Origin of the sequence: Parafrankia sp. FMc2 (genome assembly GCF_041008525.1) — a bacterium.
Classification (GTDB): domain Bacteria; phylum Actinomycetota; class Actinomycetes; order Frankiales; family Frankiaceae; genus Parafrankia.
The window spans coordinates 1-17,584 of record NZ_JBFLUG010000142.1; the positions used below are offsets into that span (position 1 = coordinate 1).

A 17,584-nucleotide genomic window follows, 5' to 3' on the forward strand; every position below is an offset into this window, starting at 1 on the left:
AAAATTACTCCAACTCACACACCAGCAAGAATAAAAAGTATCAACAATCCAGCACACACCGGCCCCGGCCCACACGGCGAACAAAACCTGTGGGAGACCACCAGCCAAACCCTTGCAGGCGTGGCATCCGGCGGACGGGCCGCGGGCCGCTACCGGCTCACCAACATCCGCTTGTACGTCACAGAGGGCATCACCACCACCAAAACCGAACAGTACGAACTCGGCCGGCTGTTCGACATCGACATCCGTCAAACCCTCGTCCAGCGGGCCCGTAGCGTCGGCGACGTCATCGTCCATGTTCGCCGCGGGTGGGGACAGGAGACGGTGATCCTCCAGTCCGTGTCTGATCCTGCGAGGGTCCGGGACATGCTGAACCAGCTGTCAGCGCAGGCCCGGCAGCCACCACGAGCCTGGTAGGCCGGGGGCCCGCCCAGCAGCCCCTACGCGACGTTTTCGCGCTGTCTGTGGAGGCAGGAGGCGACCGCTTCGGCGATCGCCTCCTCCGGTGTCATCTCACGGGACGCGACCCGGCGGATCCGGGCCACCGCCTGCGGTGAGAAGTCGTGGCCCGAGAGGCGGGCGGAGCTGATCGCCTCCTGGACGATCTGCTCTACCTCGGCGTCCATCACAGCCGTGCTGCCTCGCCATGAGCGGCGGCGACTAGTTCGATCATCCGGGCCAGCCCGTCCGGTTACATGCCCTGCCGGCACTCCGGCCCCACCCCCGTAGACCTTGCGGTGCTCGTCGGTCAGTACCTTCCGCACCAGCAGCAGCGGACGGTTGGCGGCGGGTCTCAGCGATCGCCGCAGCGCGGTCTCGGGAAGTCGGTTGTCACACCCTGTAGGGATGTTCTGCGGCGGGCTTCCTGCGCGGGCAGGGTTCGCCACAATGGTCGTGGCATCGGTCTTCATGAGCTCGATGGCCACCCGGTGGCCCCTCACGCCTTGTCGGTGCGCGTCCCCTGCCCCGGCCGGGACGCCCACCATGCCCGCAGGTCGCCCAGTCGATACCGGTTCTCAACCGCCGGCGGCCGGCCAGAGTACTGGTACACGGTCCCGGACGCCTTCCCGATCCGCTCGGCGAACGCGTTCAGCGTCACCCACTCGTCGTCGTCACCGTCGACGCTCACCGGCGGTGGGCCAGCCAGCCGCGGATGCTCGGCGAGCCAGGCGTCAACATCGGCGCGGCGGTACAGCAGGACGCCCCGCGGGCCCGTCTGCGCGGCTGTGGGGAAGTCGTCGCGCAGCGTCCAGGTGCGCGTCGTGCGGATCGATCGGCCGACGCGGGCTGCCAGGTCCCGGGCGGTCTCGAGCTCCGGAGCTGCCATGAGCAGGCACGTTCCTTTACGACGATGTGTGGAGGGTTTTCGATGGCACCCGGGCGGCCGCAGGCCGGTCTCTCGGGATCCCCAGCGTGGCGGCCTCGTCCCGGCCGGTGGGTACCGGTCACGCGTCGGCCGCCTCCGCGACGACCGGGCCGAGGATGATCGCGGCCCCCATCGTGCCGTCGGCGAACCTGCAGGCGGCGTCGAGGGCGACGCCATGACGGCACCGGAGTCGATGAGTTCCCTTCATGCTCGGCTGGAGCCGAAGCGCGGGCGACCACGCCCCGTCCTGCCTCGCTTGCCCGGGGATCCCAGGCCATCTTGAGGCCCTCGCCGTGAGTTCCGCCTTGCCCAGGGATCCTGGTCTCCCGCGTCGGCGGCCTCGCGGACACGGGCTGGGGTTGCCGTCCTCCATGTGAACCGCCCTGGGTTCGCGAGAGGCCGGGGTACAGGTCGGCTCATCGTGGCTGAAAGTATGCGGTGCGCATAAATTGCAACATGATGGCACCGAATGGCTTCGTACTGGAGCCGCGGGTGCGCCATGACCAAGCGGACCGGGGGCCCATGGCGATCGAGTTGCCGGCAAAGGGGCGGCAGGTACGTGTCGACGGCACCCTGATGACGGTCCGGGATGCCGACTGGGCAGACGACGGAGCGATCGAGCTCTTCGTCCTGGATGCTGGCGGCGAGCCGCGCCGGATCCTGCTGTCCGAGCAGCAGCTGGCCGCCGGGGTGGTCCCGATTAATGACCGCGGCGGCGACCCCGAGCGGGCGCTGACGGGGCTGTGGGGGCGTTGGATGCAGCACGCTGTGCCCCGCATCCGCTCCGCGGTGCTGGCCACGCGCCCTCTGCGCCCGTACGCCCATCAGGACGACGCCGTCCACGGGCACATGCTCAGCCAGCCACGGCTGCGGTTCCTTCTGGGAGACGAACCCGGAACCGGAAAAACGATCATGGCGGGGATGTACCTGACCGAGGGCCGCCGACAAGGCCTGGTCCAGGGCCGCTCCGTGATCATCGTTCCGGCGCATCTGGTCACGAAGTGGGAACGGGACTTACGCCGCCTGTTCGGCGTGGAGACGCGGCGTATCACCCATGAGCTCGCCGCCGATCCCGCCGACCTCGACCCGCGCTACGACGTGTGGCTCGTCTCGCTCGACCTGTTCACCCACAATCTCGACGTGCGGCGGAAGGTCGCCGGAGACCGGGCTTCCTGGTCGCTGGCGATCTTCGACGAGGCACATCGGCTGACCCCCACCAGCCAGTACCTCGCCGCGGCCCGCGCGGCGGCCAGCCGTGCCCATCATCTACTGCTGCTGACCGCCACCCCGCATCGCGGCAAGGAGCACTACTTCCGCGGGCTGATGAACCTGCTGGACCCGACGCTGTACCCGTGGGATCCCCGCCAGACCGGCTACGAGACCGCGCTCGTCCCCAGCAGGCTGTCGTTCCTGCGACGGATGAAGGAAGAACTCGTCGACCACGGCGGCAACGATCTCTTCCCGCCGCGGTTCTCCGAGACCGTCGCCGTCCGGCTCAACTCCTACGAGGCAGCCGGCTACGACGCGGTCATGGACTACGTGGACGCCTTCTACGCCGACAGCGCCGTCCTCGCCCGGTCCATCTACGGCAAACGCGCCGCGTCCAGCCTGCACGCTGCGGCGGCAACGATCTGCCGCCGTGAGAACGCGCTGAAAGCGGCGGCGAGCACACGTAGCACCCCGGCGCTCCCTGACGACCTGCTGACCGCTGGCGGTCTGGGCGGGGCGGCCGATGATGACGACGCCTGGGCGCGGGCAGAGGACGCGCTCGTGTCCGCCCGGACTCGGGACAGGCAGGCGGAGTTGGCCCGCGTGGCGTCGGTCCTGGACACGCTGCGCGCCGCGGAGCAGGCCGCAGTTCCGGCGAAGTGGACGGCGCTCCTGGAATGCCTCGACCGGCATGGAATCCGCCCCGGCCACGGCCAGCTCCTGGTGTTCACCGAGTTCACCGACACTGCCCACTGGCTGCGGAACCGGTTCGAGCACGCCGGGTTCAGCACGGATGTCCTCAGCGGCTCGGCCGACTACCGGATGCGTGACTCGCTGCAGGAACGGTTCCTGGCCGGCGCGTTCCAGGTCCTGGTGTCGACCGACGCGGGCGGGGAAGGCATCGACCTGCAGTCCGCGCACGTCATGGCCAACTGGGATCTTCCCTGGTCGATGGTGCGCCTCGAACAGCGTATGGGCCGCCTACACCGGGTCGGCCAGAGTCATCGTGTGTTCGTCTACCACCTGGTCGCCCCGCACACGCGGGAGGGCCGCGTTCAGCAGGTCATGCTCAACAACATCGCGAGCGCCGCGACGGCGCTGGACGGCAAGGTGTACGACCTGCTCGACGCAACTGCCGCTCGGGCTGGCTTCGACTGGGGCAAGGCGATGGTCGACGCTCAGGCCTGCCGCGAGGTCCCGATCCCCGAAGCCGCGGCCCTCGTTGAGACCGCGCGTGCGCTCATCGCCGACGAGCGCACGCTGAGCACGCCAGCGAATGTCGGGGAGGCATTGGAGCGGTTCGCCGCGGACCGGCTTGAGGCGATCAACCCCGTCATCGTCGACGCGATGGTGGACCAGCTCGCCCGCAGCGACGGCTGGGCCGTCGACCCCGGCCCGGCGAAAGGTATCCGCCGGCTCACCGCCGCCGGCGGACGGACCCTCCCGGCCGCACTCGGCAGTGAGCCCCAGGGGTATGTCGCCGCGGACGGCGCCTCGGTCCGTCAGGCGATCAACGACGGCGCGACCGGTCTCGACGATGTTGTCGTGCTTGGTCCGACCGAGGAGCCGTTCCAGGCACTCGTCGCCCACGCGCTCACGGCCGGCGAGGAGGATCTCGTCCGCGGTGCGGCGCTCGTGGATGGCGCTTCGCTGACCTCGTATGTCCTGGCTCTGTTCGACGCCGACATCCAGCTGCATGACGGCGCTACCCGCGCGACTCGCAAGGCCCCCCTGCTCATCCGCTGCTCCGCCGGGCAGGCGCTGCCCGTGGCCTGGGAGTCGCTGATGACCCTGCGCGCCCCCGCGCCGGGAGATCCCAGTGCGACCGGACCGACCTCGCTGCCGCCGGCGACCAGGCATGACGCGACCGTCGCGGCCCAGACGGAGCTGCGTGGCCAGGTCGCCGCACTGACCGCCGAACGGCATGCCTGGATCAGGACCGCCAAGACACAGCTGGATGCCACCCAGTACCGGTTCGAGGAGTCCATCGCCGACCGCCCCCTTGCCGACCGGCGCCGGCTTCTCGCCGAGTTCGACGTGGTCAAGAAGCAGCGGCTCGCCATTCTCGACGACATCGCGCAGGTGGCAGCCAGCGCCGTGCGCCTCGTCGGCTGGGTTGCTGTCACCGGAGGCGCGCGAGTGGACCAGCTCGGCTACGACCCCGATGCCGAGAAGGTCGCGATCGCGACCGTCGTCGCCGAGCTGGAGAGGCTCGGCTACGCCGTCGACGACCGGCAGACCGCGGGGGTCGGTTACGACCTGTACGCCCGGCACCGGGCCAGCCGCGAGCAGCGCCTCGTCGAGGTCAAAGGCCTGCAAGGAGGGCTGCGCGCACTCTGGCTCGAAGAGCACGAATGGGCCCAAGCCCAGCAACGCGGTTCCGAGTACTGGCTGTACGTCGTCGACTCGTGCGCGACGACTCCGATCGTCCGGCTACGCCAGCCCAACCCCGCCGCCGCGCTGACCAGCTCGCGACGTATCGAACGCGTCCGGATTCCCCTGTCCGAACTGAAACGCCTGATCGGAGCCCAACCATGACTGTTCCGCTCGACGCCCCCGCCCCGGCGCCGGCTGCGGACACCATCACAACGAGCACGGCCACGGACCCGGCCGCACGTCTGATCGACACCTGGTTCCCCTGCCCCGAGGTCGACAAGGCGGTGGGTACTCCCGAGGGGTCCGGCCGCAGTGAGAAGGCCCTCTTTACCTGGTTCGCGTCCCGACCGATCGCGCAGGCACGCGCCGCCGTTCTGTGCTCGCTGCTACCCGACACACCCGACAACCGCGCGGACATCAAGGCTGTGGTCAAGAAAAACGATCCGGCGGTCTGGGCCCGTCTGCGCGCCCGCATCGCCGACCAGTACGGGCCGAAACCCCCCGTACTGCTGGACATGTTCTCCGGCCGGGGGATTCTCCCGCTGGAGGCCGCCCGCGCCGGCGCCTCCGCGGTTGGGACAGACCTGTCTCCGGTCGCGACACTCGGCGGCCAGCTACTCGCGGACTTCCCGATGCGGGACTGGTCGGCTCAGCCCACGCTGTCCTATGAGGTACCGGACTATGCCGATGACGCCGACGAGGACCCTCCGCCCGCAACCCGCCGACGCCGTCGCCGAACCACGGCGGGCGTACGCGCCTTCGAGGAAATGGAAAGCCTTGGGGTAGAGGAGCCCCGGCTTCTCCTTGACGTCCGTAAGGTCCTCGGCGAGGTAGGCAGACGCGTTGCGGCGGAAGTCGGCCATCTCTACCCGGGCAGCCCTGATCGAAAGGGGGAAACCCCCTGGGCGTATCTGTGGGCGGTCACCCTGCCATGTGATGGCTGCGGCCGGCGGTTCCCGCTGACCGGTTCTATGGTGCTCCGGTACCCCTATACGCGGACCGGCGATGTCGGGCAGTCTCTTCGGCTCCTGTTCGACGGCGACGAGTTCCGAACCGAGGTGCACGACGGCCTCCCACAGCAGGAACCGGTCTTCGCTGTGCTTGCCGGCCGGCGCGGCAAGTCGGCCCGCTGCCCCTTTCCCGGCTGCGGACGCGTCCACAACCTCGACGTCGTGAAGGCCAAGGGGTTCGCCAACCAATACGGGGACACGCTGCTCGCGGTGGCCGAGATCGACCGCGAGACCAACCGGAAGGTCTTCCGTTCTCCACGCGAGGACGAGACCACCGTCGCCTACAGCGCCGACACGGACTCCCTGCCTCCCATCGGGGGCATGAGCGCCGTTCCGGACGAACGGATCCCGGCCGGCAATAAGGACAACGTGCGGGGAAGTGGCTACGGGTACCGGACATACGGATCCCTGTTCAATCCGCGGCAGGCAGTGCTCTTCGCCACGACTACTAGGGTCATCAACGACCTGTACGACGAGCTGGCCGGCATCGTCAGCCAGGATTATGCCCGCGCGCTTGCTGGTTTCGCTGCCAGCAACGTGATGCGGCAGATCAAGTACAGCACGCGTGGTTCCGGTAGCCGTTCCCACGGGCAGGAAGACGGCACGGAGCAGAACCGCGTGCAGGTTGACCATGTCTTCTCGTCACAGTCCGTTGTCAAACATCAGTTCGACTACCTCGAAGCTGGCTCGGGCACGGGTCCTGGAACGTGGGCTTCCGTATCCACCAGCCTGGTCAACGCCTTGGCCAAGGTACTGGAAGAGAATCAGGCCACCGGCCGGCCCGCCCGCTTCCGCCGCCAGTCGGCAACCGCACTACCATTCCGCGACGGCACCGTGGACGTGATCGTCACGGATCCGCCCTACGACGGCATGATTGTCTATAGCGACTCGTCAGACATCTTCCACGTCTGGTTCAAGCGAGCCCTCGCGAGCGCGATGCCTGGCCTTTTCGAGGGCGGCCCGGATGGACTCCAGGAGAAGGCCGACGAGATTATCATTAAGGGTCGGGGGGCCAAAGGTGCCGGTGACCCCCGCAGTGACGACGCCCGCTACCGACGCTTGCTTGCCCAAGCCTTCGGTGAGGCGCGTCGCGTTCTCAAGGATGACGGCCATTTGACTGTCATTTTCGGCCATGCCGACCCCGAGGCGTGGAAGCGCCTACTCTCGGCGCTCGTCGACACGGGTTTCATCGTCACCTCGTCATGGCCCTCGCGCACCGAGACGGCCGTCACCGGCGTGGCGACAATCACCGTGACCGTGTCCATCGGCGCCCGGGTCGCACCGCCGAACAGGCCAGTCGGGATCGCGGCGTTGGTCGACGCCGAGGTTGTCACCCAGGTCAAGCATCTGTGCCGCGGATGGGACACCGATGGGCTCGCCCTCGACGACCAGCTCATGGCCTCCTACGGGGCCGCGTTGCAGATTGTCGGCCGCTACGACAGGGTGATCGCCCCAGACGGCAGCGCCATGTCCCTTGAGCACTACATGGCCCTCGCACGGCGAGCGGTCCGGGACGCCGTCGCGCTGCGGCTGGACGAGCAGCCCTTGGAGACCTTCGACCCGCACACCCGCCTGGCGGTCTTCTGGCATGTGGTCCACGGCCGGGTCGACGTTCCCAAGGGCGAGGCCCGGTTCTTCGCCCAGTCCGACGGCCTGCGCCTGGAGGACCTGCGCGGGCCCATTCTCACCGAGACCAGGGCCGGCTACCGGCTTCGCCATGACGCGCCCGGCCCACTAAGCCCGGCTTCGAGCACCTACGAGATCGTCCGAGCGATGGCCGCGGTTTGGTCTGCAGGTACTGACAGCGTCGCGGCCTGCCTGTCCGCGGCCGAGCGGAGCCCCACCGATGCGCAGGTGTGGGCGCTTGTCGACTGGCTCACCACGAAACTGCCCGCGTCCGACCCGGTGGCCGTCGCGCTCGCCGCGGTCAAGCGCAACCACGGCTCCATCCAGGCCGCCACACGCACGAGCACCCTATCGACCCTCCAGTCCGCGCTGTTCGAGGAGACCCCGTGACCGGCCCCGCCCGCGCCCCGCACTGGGCCGACGTCCTGACACTGCGCGAGGAGGTCCGCCTCACCGACGGCTCCGTCGGCGACCTGCAGATGAGCCTGGCCAAGACTGCTTACCAGACCGCGCTCGTGCCCTACGCCAGCAGCGCCTACTACACCGACATCACCCAACCCACCCCGCTGCTGGTCGGCTTCCTCAGCCGTGTGGCACGGCGACTCGGTGTCACTGGCCTGGACACCACGGCGTGCTTTCACCTCGATCAGGGCATGGGCGGCGGGAAGAGCCATGCCCTCGTCGGCATCTGGCACATGATCTCCAATCCTGGTGTCTTCCTTTCCTCCGAGCTCGGCCGGGCGGTCGCCGCGGAGGCCACCGCAGGCGGGCACACCCTGGACCTGAGCACGGTTGTCCCGGTCCTGCTGATCGGCGACTCTGTGTCGCCCGGCAAGACTGACCCGCGGTTCGGCCCGGCTACTGACCTGTTTGGACGGCTGCTGTGGGGGTTGTTCGACGGCCACCCCGACCGGGTCGGCCGCTGGCAGTACTACGTCGCCCTCGGCGCGAACAAGGCCACGCTGCAGGCCGCCTTCGCCGAGGTCGCCCGTCCGGTGCTCGTCGTCGTCGACGAGCTCATGGACTACGCGATGGCCCTCTCTGACAAGACCGCCATCGGGAGCCTTCCCGGAGAGCAGGCGTTCCTCAACGCCCTCACCGAGGCCGTCGGGGACCAGCCCCACGTCGCATTGATCGTCGTGATGATCCGCAGTGACGAGGACGAGAAGGGCTACCACCCCGCCGCCGCGGACCTGCGCGACTATCTGACTGCCCGGCTCCAGCGCAACGGCGAGACTGTCACCGTCACCGAACCGGCGGACTTCGCCCAGATCATCCGCCGCCGCCTGTTCACCCGGGCTGACGTGGACAACCCGGCCCGCGCGGTCGCCCGCGTATACGTCACCGCCGCCGGCGACATCTGGGCCAGCCAGGTGTACCGCCGGTTAGGTGCCGGCCGCGGGCTCGACCAGCTCGCCGACCGCATCGTCGACACCTACCCGTTCCACCCGGACCTGTTCGAACTGGTCTCCAAGGAATGGTCCAAGGTCCAGGCCTTCCAGCGCGTCCGCTCCACCGTCTCGATCTTCGCGCGGACAGTGTTGCATTGGGTGAGCCAGCACGAAGCCGGTGAATACGCACCCGACCTGATCGGCCCGGGCGACATCCCGCTACGCACTGACGCCCTTGACTCCGTACTTTCCTCCGGCGTTCTGGCGGGCAACGACCGGGCAATCCAGGGCTACCGAGCCGTCGCCAGCACCGACATCGTCCGCTCCGGCGGAGGCGCCGGAACCGCCTTCGCGCTGGATGCGACGCTAGCCGCAAGCGGTGTCTCGGCCGGTCAGCCGACCCCGGCCCAGCGAATGGCGACCGCATGCTTCGCCTACAGCCTCGTCCCGCGCGCCTGGGCCGCGCGCGGCGCCACGAAAGCCGAGCTGATCGCGGCGCTCGCCGGGCCCGGCGTACCCTACTCCGGCGCCGAGGAGGTCTTCAACGCCCTCGTCGCCGGGCCACTGCAGGGCGGCCTCGGCGCACTGGAGCGGTCGAAACCCGCCGGCGGCAAGGACGCCGAACGGTTCTACCTGTCGATCAAGCAGACACTCACCATGTTCCACGCCAACGCCATGACGATGATCAGTCATGACGACGCGCTCGCGCGTGTCTGGGCACGGGCTCTTCAGCTCGCCCAGCGAGCGGAGAAAGGCCCCTTCGGCGCGCCGCTGCCCGTCGAGCAGAACGTCGGCGACGCAGCAGCGGTGGACCTCTGCTTCGCCGATGTCGACGGACAGCGCAACCGCCTGGTCATCTTGGACCCGCGCCGCTGGACACTGCTGAACGGCAGGGACGCGGCCACCCGTGCCGACCTCGACGTGGTGTTCGGGATCAGCCCTGGCCTTAACACCGACCATGCCGCCTCCCTAGTTGTCGCGATGGTCAACACCCAGCGACGTGCCCGCCCCCGTGAACGCGCCCGGGAGCTGCTCGCCTGGGAGCGGGTCGTCGCCCAGCTAGACGAGACCAACGACGAGTACGCCGAGGCCTGCGACCGCCGAGACAAGGATCGGGCGGCGCTGGACACGGAAATCAAGCGGGCCTACCAGCACTACGCCTACCTACTGCGCACACCGGCCGGCCTGGCCGTGCAGTACAAGACGGTGCCCGACGGCAGAACCTCACTATCCGGCCAGCACGTCTGGGACGAACTCGTTACTGCCGGTCGTGCCGTGGCCGCCGGCTCCCTCTCTCCGCTGTACATCGACCAGCTCATCACCGGAGGGCACTTCGACCGACACCTCACCCCCAAGGAGCTGTTCACCTTCCCCTACAGCGACCCGGGCTGGCCGCTGGTCGCCAGCGACAACGACCTGCGCCAAGCCGTCTTCGAACTAGCAACCGGTACCGCATGGATGCTTACCGACAGCGATAGCAACGAGGTCCGCCCCGCCAACGCTGGGCAGATTCAGCCCGCGTCGATCCAGCAGCTGCTCCGGCCACGACCCGCACCAGAGAAGCCTGTACCCCCCGACGAGGCAGGAACGCAAGACACCCGGCTTGGCACCAGGCGTCCCACCCTGACCCCCGGAGACCCGACGAAGAAGTCGACGAAGAAGTCGACGAAAAGCACAGCGACTCCGCCCGGGCCGGTCGACGAGGAAGGTGGCACGGCAGACGACCAGCAGACGCCGGTGTACGAAATAACTAGGCTTCGCATGCCGCTGTCGTCGCTGAGCGACGACAGCAGACGGGAGATCGTGTGGGGTCTCATTCGAGAGCTAGCGTCTTTGGTAGACCCGCTGAAAGCCGGAGCCCTGGACGTCCAGATGGTAGGAATCGAGATTACAGTCAACGCTCGCATAGGTGATGCATCCCAGCTCCACGCGAAGGCCAAGTTGATCCAAGGCGTCACCGTCACCGTCGAGGAGGACGATTTTTAGTTCGACAGCCGCGTATGAGAGAAGCAAGGCAGCGTCGACCAGGAACTCGGTCACGACCGGCTGGACCAGCACCGGCTCGCCGGAGCCCGGGAAGGTCGCGAGCCGGCGCAGGCGCCCCCGGTCAGTCGGGGACCATCGCGCGACCGACCTTCTCCGGGCTGCTCGCCTTCGCAGGCTTGACCTGGGGAGCCGGCGGCCGCGCCTACACCGACCGCCTGGTCGAGCTCGCCGCGGTGCTCGTCGGCCGCCGCAGAAACCCACCTCAGGCTCGACGCAGCCAACGCGCTTTGACGCCGTAGCCCTTCAGGCATGCGCGCCACCATGGATCCAGCCCACTACCACGGAGGCACTCCTTCCTTGGTCCGGCTCTGCCTCGTGGGGCATTGTCGCTACCGGTAGTCTTCGATTGGGGCGAAGGTAGCCGAGGGGGACAGCATGCCTGGCCATGATCTTGCTCGACGTGCGCGTAATCCGAAGCCGGCCCCCTAAAGGTGATCTTTCAGCTTCGTGAGGTGCAGGCCGCACTCCCACATCTGACCATCGGTGAGACGTTGGGGCGTGGCGGTGCGGGGGTGGTGCTGGCTGCCCGCGACCGCCGCTCGGGCGAACATCTCGCAGTCAAGATCCTTCTAGCTGTCGGCGGTGAGGACACCGCGCGGTTTCGCTCCGAAGCCGCGTTCCTGACCCGGCTGCGCCACCCACACGTCGTCGCGGTGCGGGACTTCGCCGAGGGGGACGGGTTCGCCGGCATCGTGATGGAGCTTCTCGCCGGTGGCAGCCTCCGTGGCCGGCTTCCCGCGGAGTCCATGGAGGCGGCCTGCCTGGTCGCGGTCACGATCGCCGAGGCGCTGCACTTCGCCCATACGAATGGGGTCCTGCACCGGGACATCAAACCAGCGAACATCCTGTTCGCTGCGGACGGAACGTTGAAGGTCTCCGACTTCGGTATCGCCCGGGCGCTCGAAACATCTGCGATCTCACCGAGCGCGGTGATCGGTACTCCCCAGTACATGGCTCCCGAACAGTTCGACCTGCGCAGCCTGGGCGCAGGAACCGACCTGTACTCCCTGGGCGTGGTGGCGTACGAGGCGCTCACCGGACATCCGCCGTTCCCGAGGAGTCTCGGGCACGGCGGGCTGATGCGACATCATCTGGAGATCCCTCCCCCGCTTCTGGACGGCGTGCCTGACGCTCTCGCCGCGCCGGTGTTACGTGCGTTGGCCAAGGAACGGACCGATCGGCACGCCTCGGCACGGGAGTTCGCCGTCGAGCTTGCCGCCGCGGCGAGCCTGGTTTTCGGTCCGGGCTGGCTGGAGGCTACGGCCGTTCCCGCTCATCTTTCTGATGATGTCCGCCAGGCCGCCACCACACCGCGGCGTTCCGCTGGCCGCGGCCCTGTCGCCGAGGAGCAGACGGAGTCGTCACAGCCTTCCTCAGCTGATGGGTGGACGCCCGGTCCGCCGTCCACAGTCGACACGGATCTACTTGCCACACTCGGCCCGGCGACAGGTTCACACAACTCCGCGCGGGAAGACCCACGGGACCTTTTCGACTCACCGGCTGCGGCCAGCCGTAGGACCCGGGAAGACAAGGCGCGACGCACAGCGACCTTGGCAATTCTGACTGTTTTTGCCCTGGTCATCGCTTCGGTGGTCGGCTGGGATCTGTTCCACCAGGGCAGACAGGGCCAGGTTGACGGCGCGCCGCCTTCCAGCACCGCAGCGCAGACCAGCGGACCGGTCCTGCAGGGCCCATCACCACAGATCCCGACGGAGACAAAGGCAACCACCGCTCCGCCCGTCGCCTCTCCGTCCCCCCAACCCAGCAGCTCGTCCCCGGCCGCACGCGTCTTCGCCCCCGTTGTCGTGCTGAACAACTCCCAGGTGTTGGGCCTCGCCAAGGACGCCGCCGACCGGGTGGAGGCGGCCGGCTTCAGGGTCGAACGCCTCGGCAACTACCTGTCCCTGTACAGCGTGCCGGTTTCGACCGTCTTCTACGATCCAGAAGACGCCGACGCCGCCCGCACCATGATCGAGACTGTTCCCGGAGTCGAACGCATGGTGCCGCGCGCGGATGCGCGGATCATCGAGACCGACACACTGATATTGGTTGTGACGAGAGATTTTCTCGCTGCCTGACGGGCTGACTCCTCGCGCATCCAGCGCTCAAGGGGCCTGATCGAGCTCGCCGCGGTACTCATCGGCCGACACCAGAATCCGTTCCCAGCCAACAGGCCAACACGGCCGGCGCAGCCTGACGGTGCACTGCCAGAACGGGGAACGGCATCCCGGGGGACCTCACGCTCGACCTCGCAGCGGAACACCGCCTGGGCGATCCGCCGCCACTCGGCCTCGGCGTCGACGTAGGCGTCGGACAGCTCGTACCGTTCGCCATCGGTGATCAGCCATACGTCTACCGGGATCGCACGGCGTTCGACGTCATGGCGTAGGCGCGGGCCCTGCCCTGCGCATATGTGCGCCGGGCCGTACCCCCGCGGCGGCCCGGCGCACCTGCCACGCTAGGCCCGTTTGCGCCCCGTCAGGTGTTGTCCTGCTGTGTCCCGATTACCCGCGCGTGCCTGCTCCCGCGCTAAGGCGCGCCCCAGAGCAATCCCACCTCGACCCCGGCGGCGCGGGCGAGCGCGACCGCGTCGGCCAGGCGCACCGGGTCCGCACGCACCTGTTCACCGCGCCGGACCGCGCGGGAGACGTTCTGCTGCGCGACCCCGCGCGCCTCGGCGACGACGACCTGGGGCTGCGCGGTGCCGGCCTCCTTCTCGGCCAGCCAGTGCTGGCGGGTGAGGAGCGCGAGCGCGTCGGCCTGTGCGCGCTTCCACCGGTCAGGGGCCAGCGCGAGGTAGGCGGCCTCGAAGCCGCTGGTCTCGGTCACGTCCGCCACCATACAACACTGACCGCGTAAAAATCATGGTCCAGTTCGGCGGTCCGTCCCCCGATCCGTACTACAGCAACGTAGTATGGACCTTGCCAGGGAGACACCACCACCGAAGGAGCCCGAGATGACCGCCGACTTCACCAACACCCTCCGCACCGTCCAGCCGGTCGCGGACCGTGCCCCGGAGGCGATGCGCGACCTGGTCCCCACCATCGGCGGCGAGGCCACCGACGCGGCCCGCGACCTGGTCAAGGAGCTGGAGTACCTGGCCGCCCGCCTGGCCCAGACCGCTCAGAGGGTCCGCGAGGGCAAGGACACCGGCGCGGTGACCCCCGGCGACTTCGCCCGGACCGCCGAGAAGATCGGCACCTACGAGGCGACCCGCAAGGCGTGGAACGCGATGGCGAAGCACGTGGCCGAGCAGGCGTAGCTCCACCCCGTCCGCCCATCCACCCCACGCGCACCGAGGAGAAGGTCATGACCGCCACCCCCACCGCCCCGCTCGCCACCGAAGGTGCCGCCTGGGTCTCCGGCTACCGGGACCGCGCGCCGGAGGCCATGAAGAAGGCGGTCACCGCCACCGGCATGAACCTCTCAACCGCCGCCGCGGACTACGCCCGCGAGCTGCGCCGGATCGCCGCCGAGGCCCTGGCCACCGCCGAGGCGGTCGAGCGCGGTGAGTGGATCGGCCCGATGTCCAACACCCTGCGCGCCGGCGACCTCGCCCGTACCGCCGCCACCGGCGCGCAGTACGAGGCGCTCGCCACCACCTGGCACACCCTGGTGGACGGCCTGCCCGCCGCCTGACCGGGCGGCACCACGTCTTTCCCACCTCCACGCACGCGACCAAGGAGCACCCGATGATCACCCGAAGCAACGCCGAGTTCCTGTTCGACTACCTGATCGGACACCCGGCCGCGGACTACGAGTCCGACAGCCGGCCCACGGGGCCGGTGGACCCCGGCCACGACCGGGACTGCGTCTGCGGCGGCACCCCGAGCTGCGACCCGTACCCGGAGCCGCTGGTGTGCCTGGTGAAGTTCGCCCGGCCGCCGGAGATCACCGAACCGCCGTTCTGACTGCCCCCACCGCGACCCCCCGGTGCCGACCACGGCCCGGGGGTCGAGCACGTTCTACCGCCCGACCAGTGCGCGGGCGTGGTCGTCGCCGTCACCAGCGGTCCGGACGGCCGGAGGTGTTGCGCGGGTGGTGGTGCCAGCGCCAGGTCCGCACCGGCAGGTGCACGATCCGCGCGCCGGCCGCGAGGCAGCCGAGGGCGAACCGCAGGTCCTCGCCCCCGTGCGGCCCGGAGAACCCGACCGCCTGCGCCAGCTCCGTGCGGACCAGGACCGTGATCGTGGTGTCGTGCGGCTGCGTGTCGTCCCACGGCACCCCGAACCAGTGCTCATGCGGGTTGGTCCCGCCCACGGTCTCCGGCCAGGCATACACGTAGTCCGCGCCGACGCCGCCCGCGGCCCCCAGCAGCAGCTCCACGTGCTCGGGCAGCCACTCGTCATCGTCGTCCAGGAACGCGGTCCACTCCGTGCCCACCGCGGCGAGCGCGGCGTCGCGGGTGGCCGTGGCGCCGGCGTGGGCGCGGTCCACCACCACACTGATCGCGTCCACCGGCCGGGTCTGCGCCAGTACCGAGGGCAGCGCCCGGGTGGCCAGCAGGCCCCGCCGCGGTGGGATGGAGGGGATGACCGCGGTGACGCCCGGCCTCACGCTGCGGCCCGGAGCTGCGCGAGCCGCGCCCAGCACAGTGCCGCCGCGGTCGCGTCGGCCACCGGGTCGTGCGGGGTGAGGTCGGGCCGCCCGCAGAACTCCCGCCGGTTGATGTCCGGGTCGAGCCCGGCCATCCACAGCGCGCTGGCCAGCTCGTGCAGCGGGTACGGCCCGCGGTCCGACCGCACCGCCGGGCGCCGCTCCACGCAGGCCCGGAACAGCCCGGCCTCGACCGGCGCGCCGACGTCCGCGACGGCAGCGGCCCGCTCCTCGCCCCGGTAGCCCTCCCAGAACCCCCAGAACGCCTCCAGCAGATCCGCGCGGCCCGGGTAGCGGGGCAGGTTGACCACGGGCGCCACGTGCTTGCGGGTCCAGTCGTCGGTGACCTCGCCGGGCGAGATCTGCCCGCGGAACACCGACTGCACCAGCCCGGTCTCCGGGTCGAGGACGACGGCCCCGATCGCCCACACGGGGCCGTAGAGCCCGTTGGTCTCGGCGTCGACGGCGAAGATCTTCGTCATGGCCGGACCGTATCGCCCGCCCCACCTCGCCCCCTCTCGCCACACCACGACGGGCCGGGAGTGTGGAGCGGGAGGGCGGGATGGCCGGTGCGAGCCGGTGCGAGCCGGTGCGTGTAGTGCGCCCGATACCGCACAGTGTGGCTTTGAGAGATTCGAGTGGCCCCACCTACCGGCGAGAGTTGGCCCCACTGGCCGGGTCGGTCGGGTTGGTTTGGTGAGTTGTGGCCCCACCTGGAGCGATTACGTTGGGTGACGGCCAGTAGGCCGGGTGTGGGCCGTCCTGCCGAGTTCGGCGCGGCGGGTCCGGGACGGCCGGATGATCGGCGTGCACAGCGGTGGAGAAGGGCCGGTCGGTGGCGCCGAAGTCGAAGGTCGAGTTGTTCGCGGCGATCCGTCGGGACTCGCGGGTCGAGGGCCTGTCGGTGCGTGCGTTGGCGGCCAAGTACGGGGTGCATCGGCGGGTGGTGCGGGAGGCGTTGTCGGGGGCGTGGCCGGCGCCGCGGAAGAAGATGGCGCCTCGGGGTTCGCGGTTGGATCCGTTCAAGGCGACGATCGACGAGATCCTGCGGGCGGATCTGGATGCCCCGGTGAAGCAGCAGCATACGATTCGGCGGATCTTCGATCGGTTGGTCGCGGAGTGCGAGATGGAGGGCGTCTCCTATTCGACGGTCGGTGACTACGTCGCGAAACGGCGGAGAGAGGTCCGCGTCGAGGCGGGACGGGGGCCTGCGGAAGTGTTTGTCCCGCAGCGCCACGCTCCCGGGATGGACGCGGAGGTCGATTTCGGCGATGTCTGGATCGTGCTTCGTGGGGTGTCGACGAAGTGTTTCCTGTTCGTGTTCCGGATGTCGTATTCGGGGAAGGCGGTGCACCGGGTTTTCGCGACCTGCGGTCAGGAGGCGTTCTTCGAGGGGCATGTCCACGCGCTGCGCACGTTGGGCGGGGTTCCGCGGGGCAAAGTGCGTTATGACAACCTGACGGCGGCGGTGGCGCGGGTGACGTTCGGGCGGACCCGAACCGAGACGGATCGGTGGGTTGCGTTCCGGTCGCACTACGGGCTGGACGCGTTCTACTGCCTTCCCGGCCGCGACGGCGCGCATGAGAAGGGCGGGGTCGAGGGCGAGGTCGGCCGATTCCGCCGCAACCGGATGGTCCCGGTTCCCGAGGTCGACTCGCTCGACGAGCTCAACGCGATGATCGACGGGTGGGACGTCGAGGACGACGGCCGGCGGATCGGAGCGCGGGCGCGCACGGTCGGGGAGTACTTCGCCGTCGAGGCGCCGCTTCTGGCCCCGCTGTCAGACGACGAGTTCGCGACGGCGCGGCTGTTCACACCGCGGGTCGACCGCTACGCACTGGTGACGGTCCGGATGAACCGCTACTCGGTGCCGGTCCGCCTCATCGGCCGGCAGGTGAGGGTCCTTCTGTCGGCGTCCGAGCTGGAGATCTACGACGGCCGGACCCTGGTGGCTCGTCATCCCC

General features: G+C 69.3%; 15 protein-coding genes. 9 read left to right on the plus strand and 6 right to left on the minus strand.

The genetic code is table 11. From position 1 onward, the window contains the following. Positions 1-417, plus strand: a 417-nt coding sequence (locus tag AB1460_RS30100; RefSeq protein ID WP_368965468.1) for a PH domain-containing protein, incomplete at its 5' end; no start/stop codon positions are given. A 23-nt stretch (positions 418-440) separates the two neighbouring features. Here the strand turns inward: AB1460_RS30100 and AB1460_RS30105 are convergent. The 3 genes from AB1460_RS30105 to AB1460_RS30115 form a co-directional block, all read right to left on the minus strand. Continuing rightward, positions 441-626, minus strand: a complete 186-nt coding sequence (locus tag AB1460_RS30105; protein WP_368965469.1) for an antitoxin VbhA family protein — start codon at positions 624-626, stop codon at positions 441-443. 311 nt (positions 627-937) lie between these two features. Continuing rightward, positions 938-1,327: a helix-turn-helix transcriptional regulator gene (locus tag AB1460_RS30110; RefSeq protein WP_368965470.1), complete on the minus strand. Its 390-nt coding sequence runs from the start codon at positions 1,325-1,327 to the stop codon at positions 938-940. Between the two features lie 118 nt (positions 1,328-1,445). Then, positions 1,446-1,574: a hypothetical protein gene (locus tag AB1460_RS30115; protein WP_368965471.1), complete on the minus strand. Its 129-nt coding sequence runs from the start codon at positions 1,572-1,574 to the stop codon at positions 1,446-1,448. A 314-nt stretch (positions 1,575-1,888) separates the two neighbouring features. Here AB1460_RS30115 and AB1460_RS30120 point away from each other — a divergent pair, with 314 nt between their 5' ends. The 4 genes from AB1460_RS30120 (at position 1,889) to AB1460_RS30135 (ending at position 13,102) form a co-directional block, all read left to right on the plus strand. Next, complete coding sequence (locus AB1460_RS30120) at positions 1,889-5,113, plus strand: helicase-related protein (protein ID WP_368965472.1); 3,225 nt, start codon at positions 1,889-1,891, stop codon at positions 5,111-5,113. Continuing rightward, positions 5,110-7,977 carry a hypothetical protein gene (locus AB1460_RS30125; protein WP_368965473.1) on the plus strand — a complete coding sequence of 956 codons (2,868 nt, stop codon included), beginning with the start codon at positions 5,110-5,112 and terminating at the stop codon, positions 7,975-7,977. Before AB1460_RS30120 ends, AB1460_RS30125 begins: the two co-directional genes overlap by 4 nt. Beyond that, positions 7,974-10,964 carry a DUF499 domain-containing protein gene (locus AB1460_RS30130; RefSeq protein ID WP_368965474.1) on the plus strand — a complete coding sequence of 997 codons (2,991 nt, stop codon included), beginning with the start codon at positions 7,974-7,976 and terminating at the stop codon, positions 10,962-10,964. Before AB1460_RS30125 ends, AB1460_RS30130 begins: the two co-directional genes overlap by 4 nt. Positions 10,965-11,455: 491 nt before the next feature. After that, positions 11,456-13,102, plus strand: a complete 1,647-nt coding sequence (locus AB1460_RS30135) for a protein kinase domain-containing protein (protein WP_368965475.1) — start codon at positions 11,456-11,458, stop codon at positions 13,100-13,102. Between the two features lie 451 nt (positions 13,103-13,553). Here AB1460_RS30135 and AB1460_RS30140 read toward each other — a convergent pair whose 3' ends face one another. Beyond that, positions 13,554-13,853: a hypothetical protein gene (locus AB1460_RS30140; protein ID WP_368965476.1), complete on the minus strand. Its 300-nt coding sequence runs from the start codon at positions 13,851-13,853 to the stop codon at positions 13,554-13,556. 127 nt (positions 13,854-13,980) lie between these two features. Between AB1460_RS30140 and AB1460_RS30145 the strand changes: the two genes are divergently transcribed. From AB1460_RS30145 to AB1460_RS30155, 3 genes are read left to right on the plus strand one after another with little or no spacing between them, the layout of a single operon-like run. Then, the gene (locus tag AB1460_RS30145) at positions 13,981-14,286 is read left to right on the plus strand and encodes a hypothetical protein (RefSeq protein ID WP_368965477.1); all 306 of its coding nucleotides are present in this window, start codon (positions 13,981-13,983) and stop codon (positions 14,284-14,286) included. A gap of 47 nt (positions 14,287-14,333) precedes the next feature. After that, positions 14,334-14,663, plus strand: coding sequence for a hypothetical protein (locus AB1460_RS30150; protein ID WP_368965478.1), 330 nt, complete (start codon positions 14,334-14,336; stop codon positions 14,661-14,663). 53 nt (positions 14,664-14,716) lie between these two features. Next, positions 14,717-14,935 (plus strand): hypothetical protein, encoded by a 219-nt coding sequence (locus AB1460_RS30155; RefSeq protein WP_368965479.1) that lies wholly within the window; start codon positions 14,717-14,719, stop codon positions 14,933-14,935. 91 nt (positions 14,936-15,026) lie between these two features. Here the strand turns inward: AB1460_RS30155 and AB1460_RS30160 are convergent, their stop codons facing one another. Both AB1460_RS30160 and AB1460_RS30165 read right to left on the minus strand, forming a co-directional pair. Further along, positions 15,027-15,581, minus strand: coding sequence for a glycosyltransferase family 2 protein (locus tag AB1460_RS30160; protein WP_368965480.1), 555 nt, complete (start codon positions 15,579-15,581; stop codon positions 15,027-15,029). Next, complete coding sequence (locus AB1460_RS30165) at positions 15,578-16,102, minus strand: hypothetical protein (RefSeq protein WP_368965481.1); 525 nt, start codon at positions 16,100-16,102, stop codon at positions 15,578-15,580. Before AB1460_RS30165 ends, AB1460_RS30160 begins: the two co-directional genes overlap by 4 nt. Before the next feature lie 353 nt (positions 16,103-16,455). Between AB1460_RS30165 and istA the strand changes: the two genes are divergently transcribed. Then, positions 16,456-17,584, plus strand: a 1,129-nt coding sequence (gene istA, locus AB1460_RS30170) for an IS21 family transposase (RefSeq protein WP_368965482.1), incomplete at its 3' end; no start/stop codon positions are given.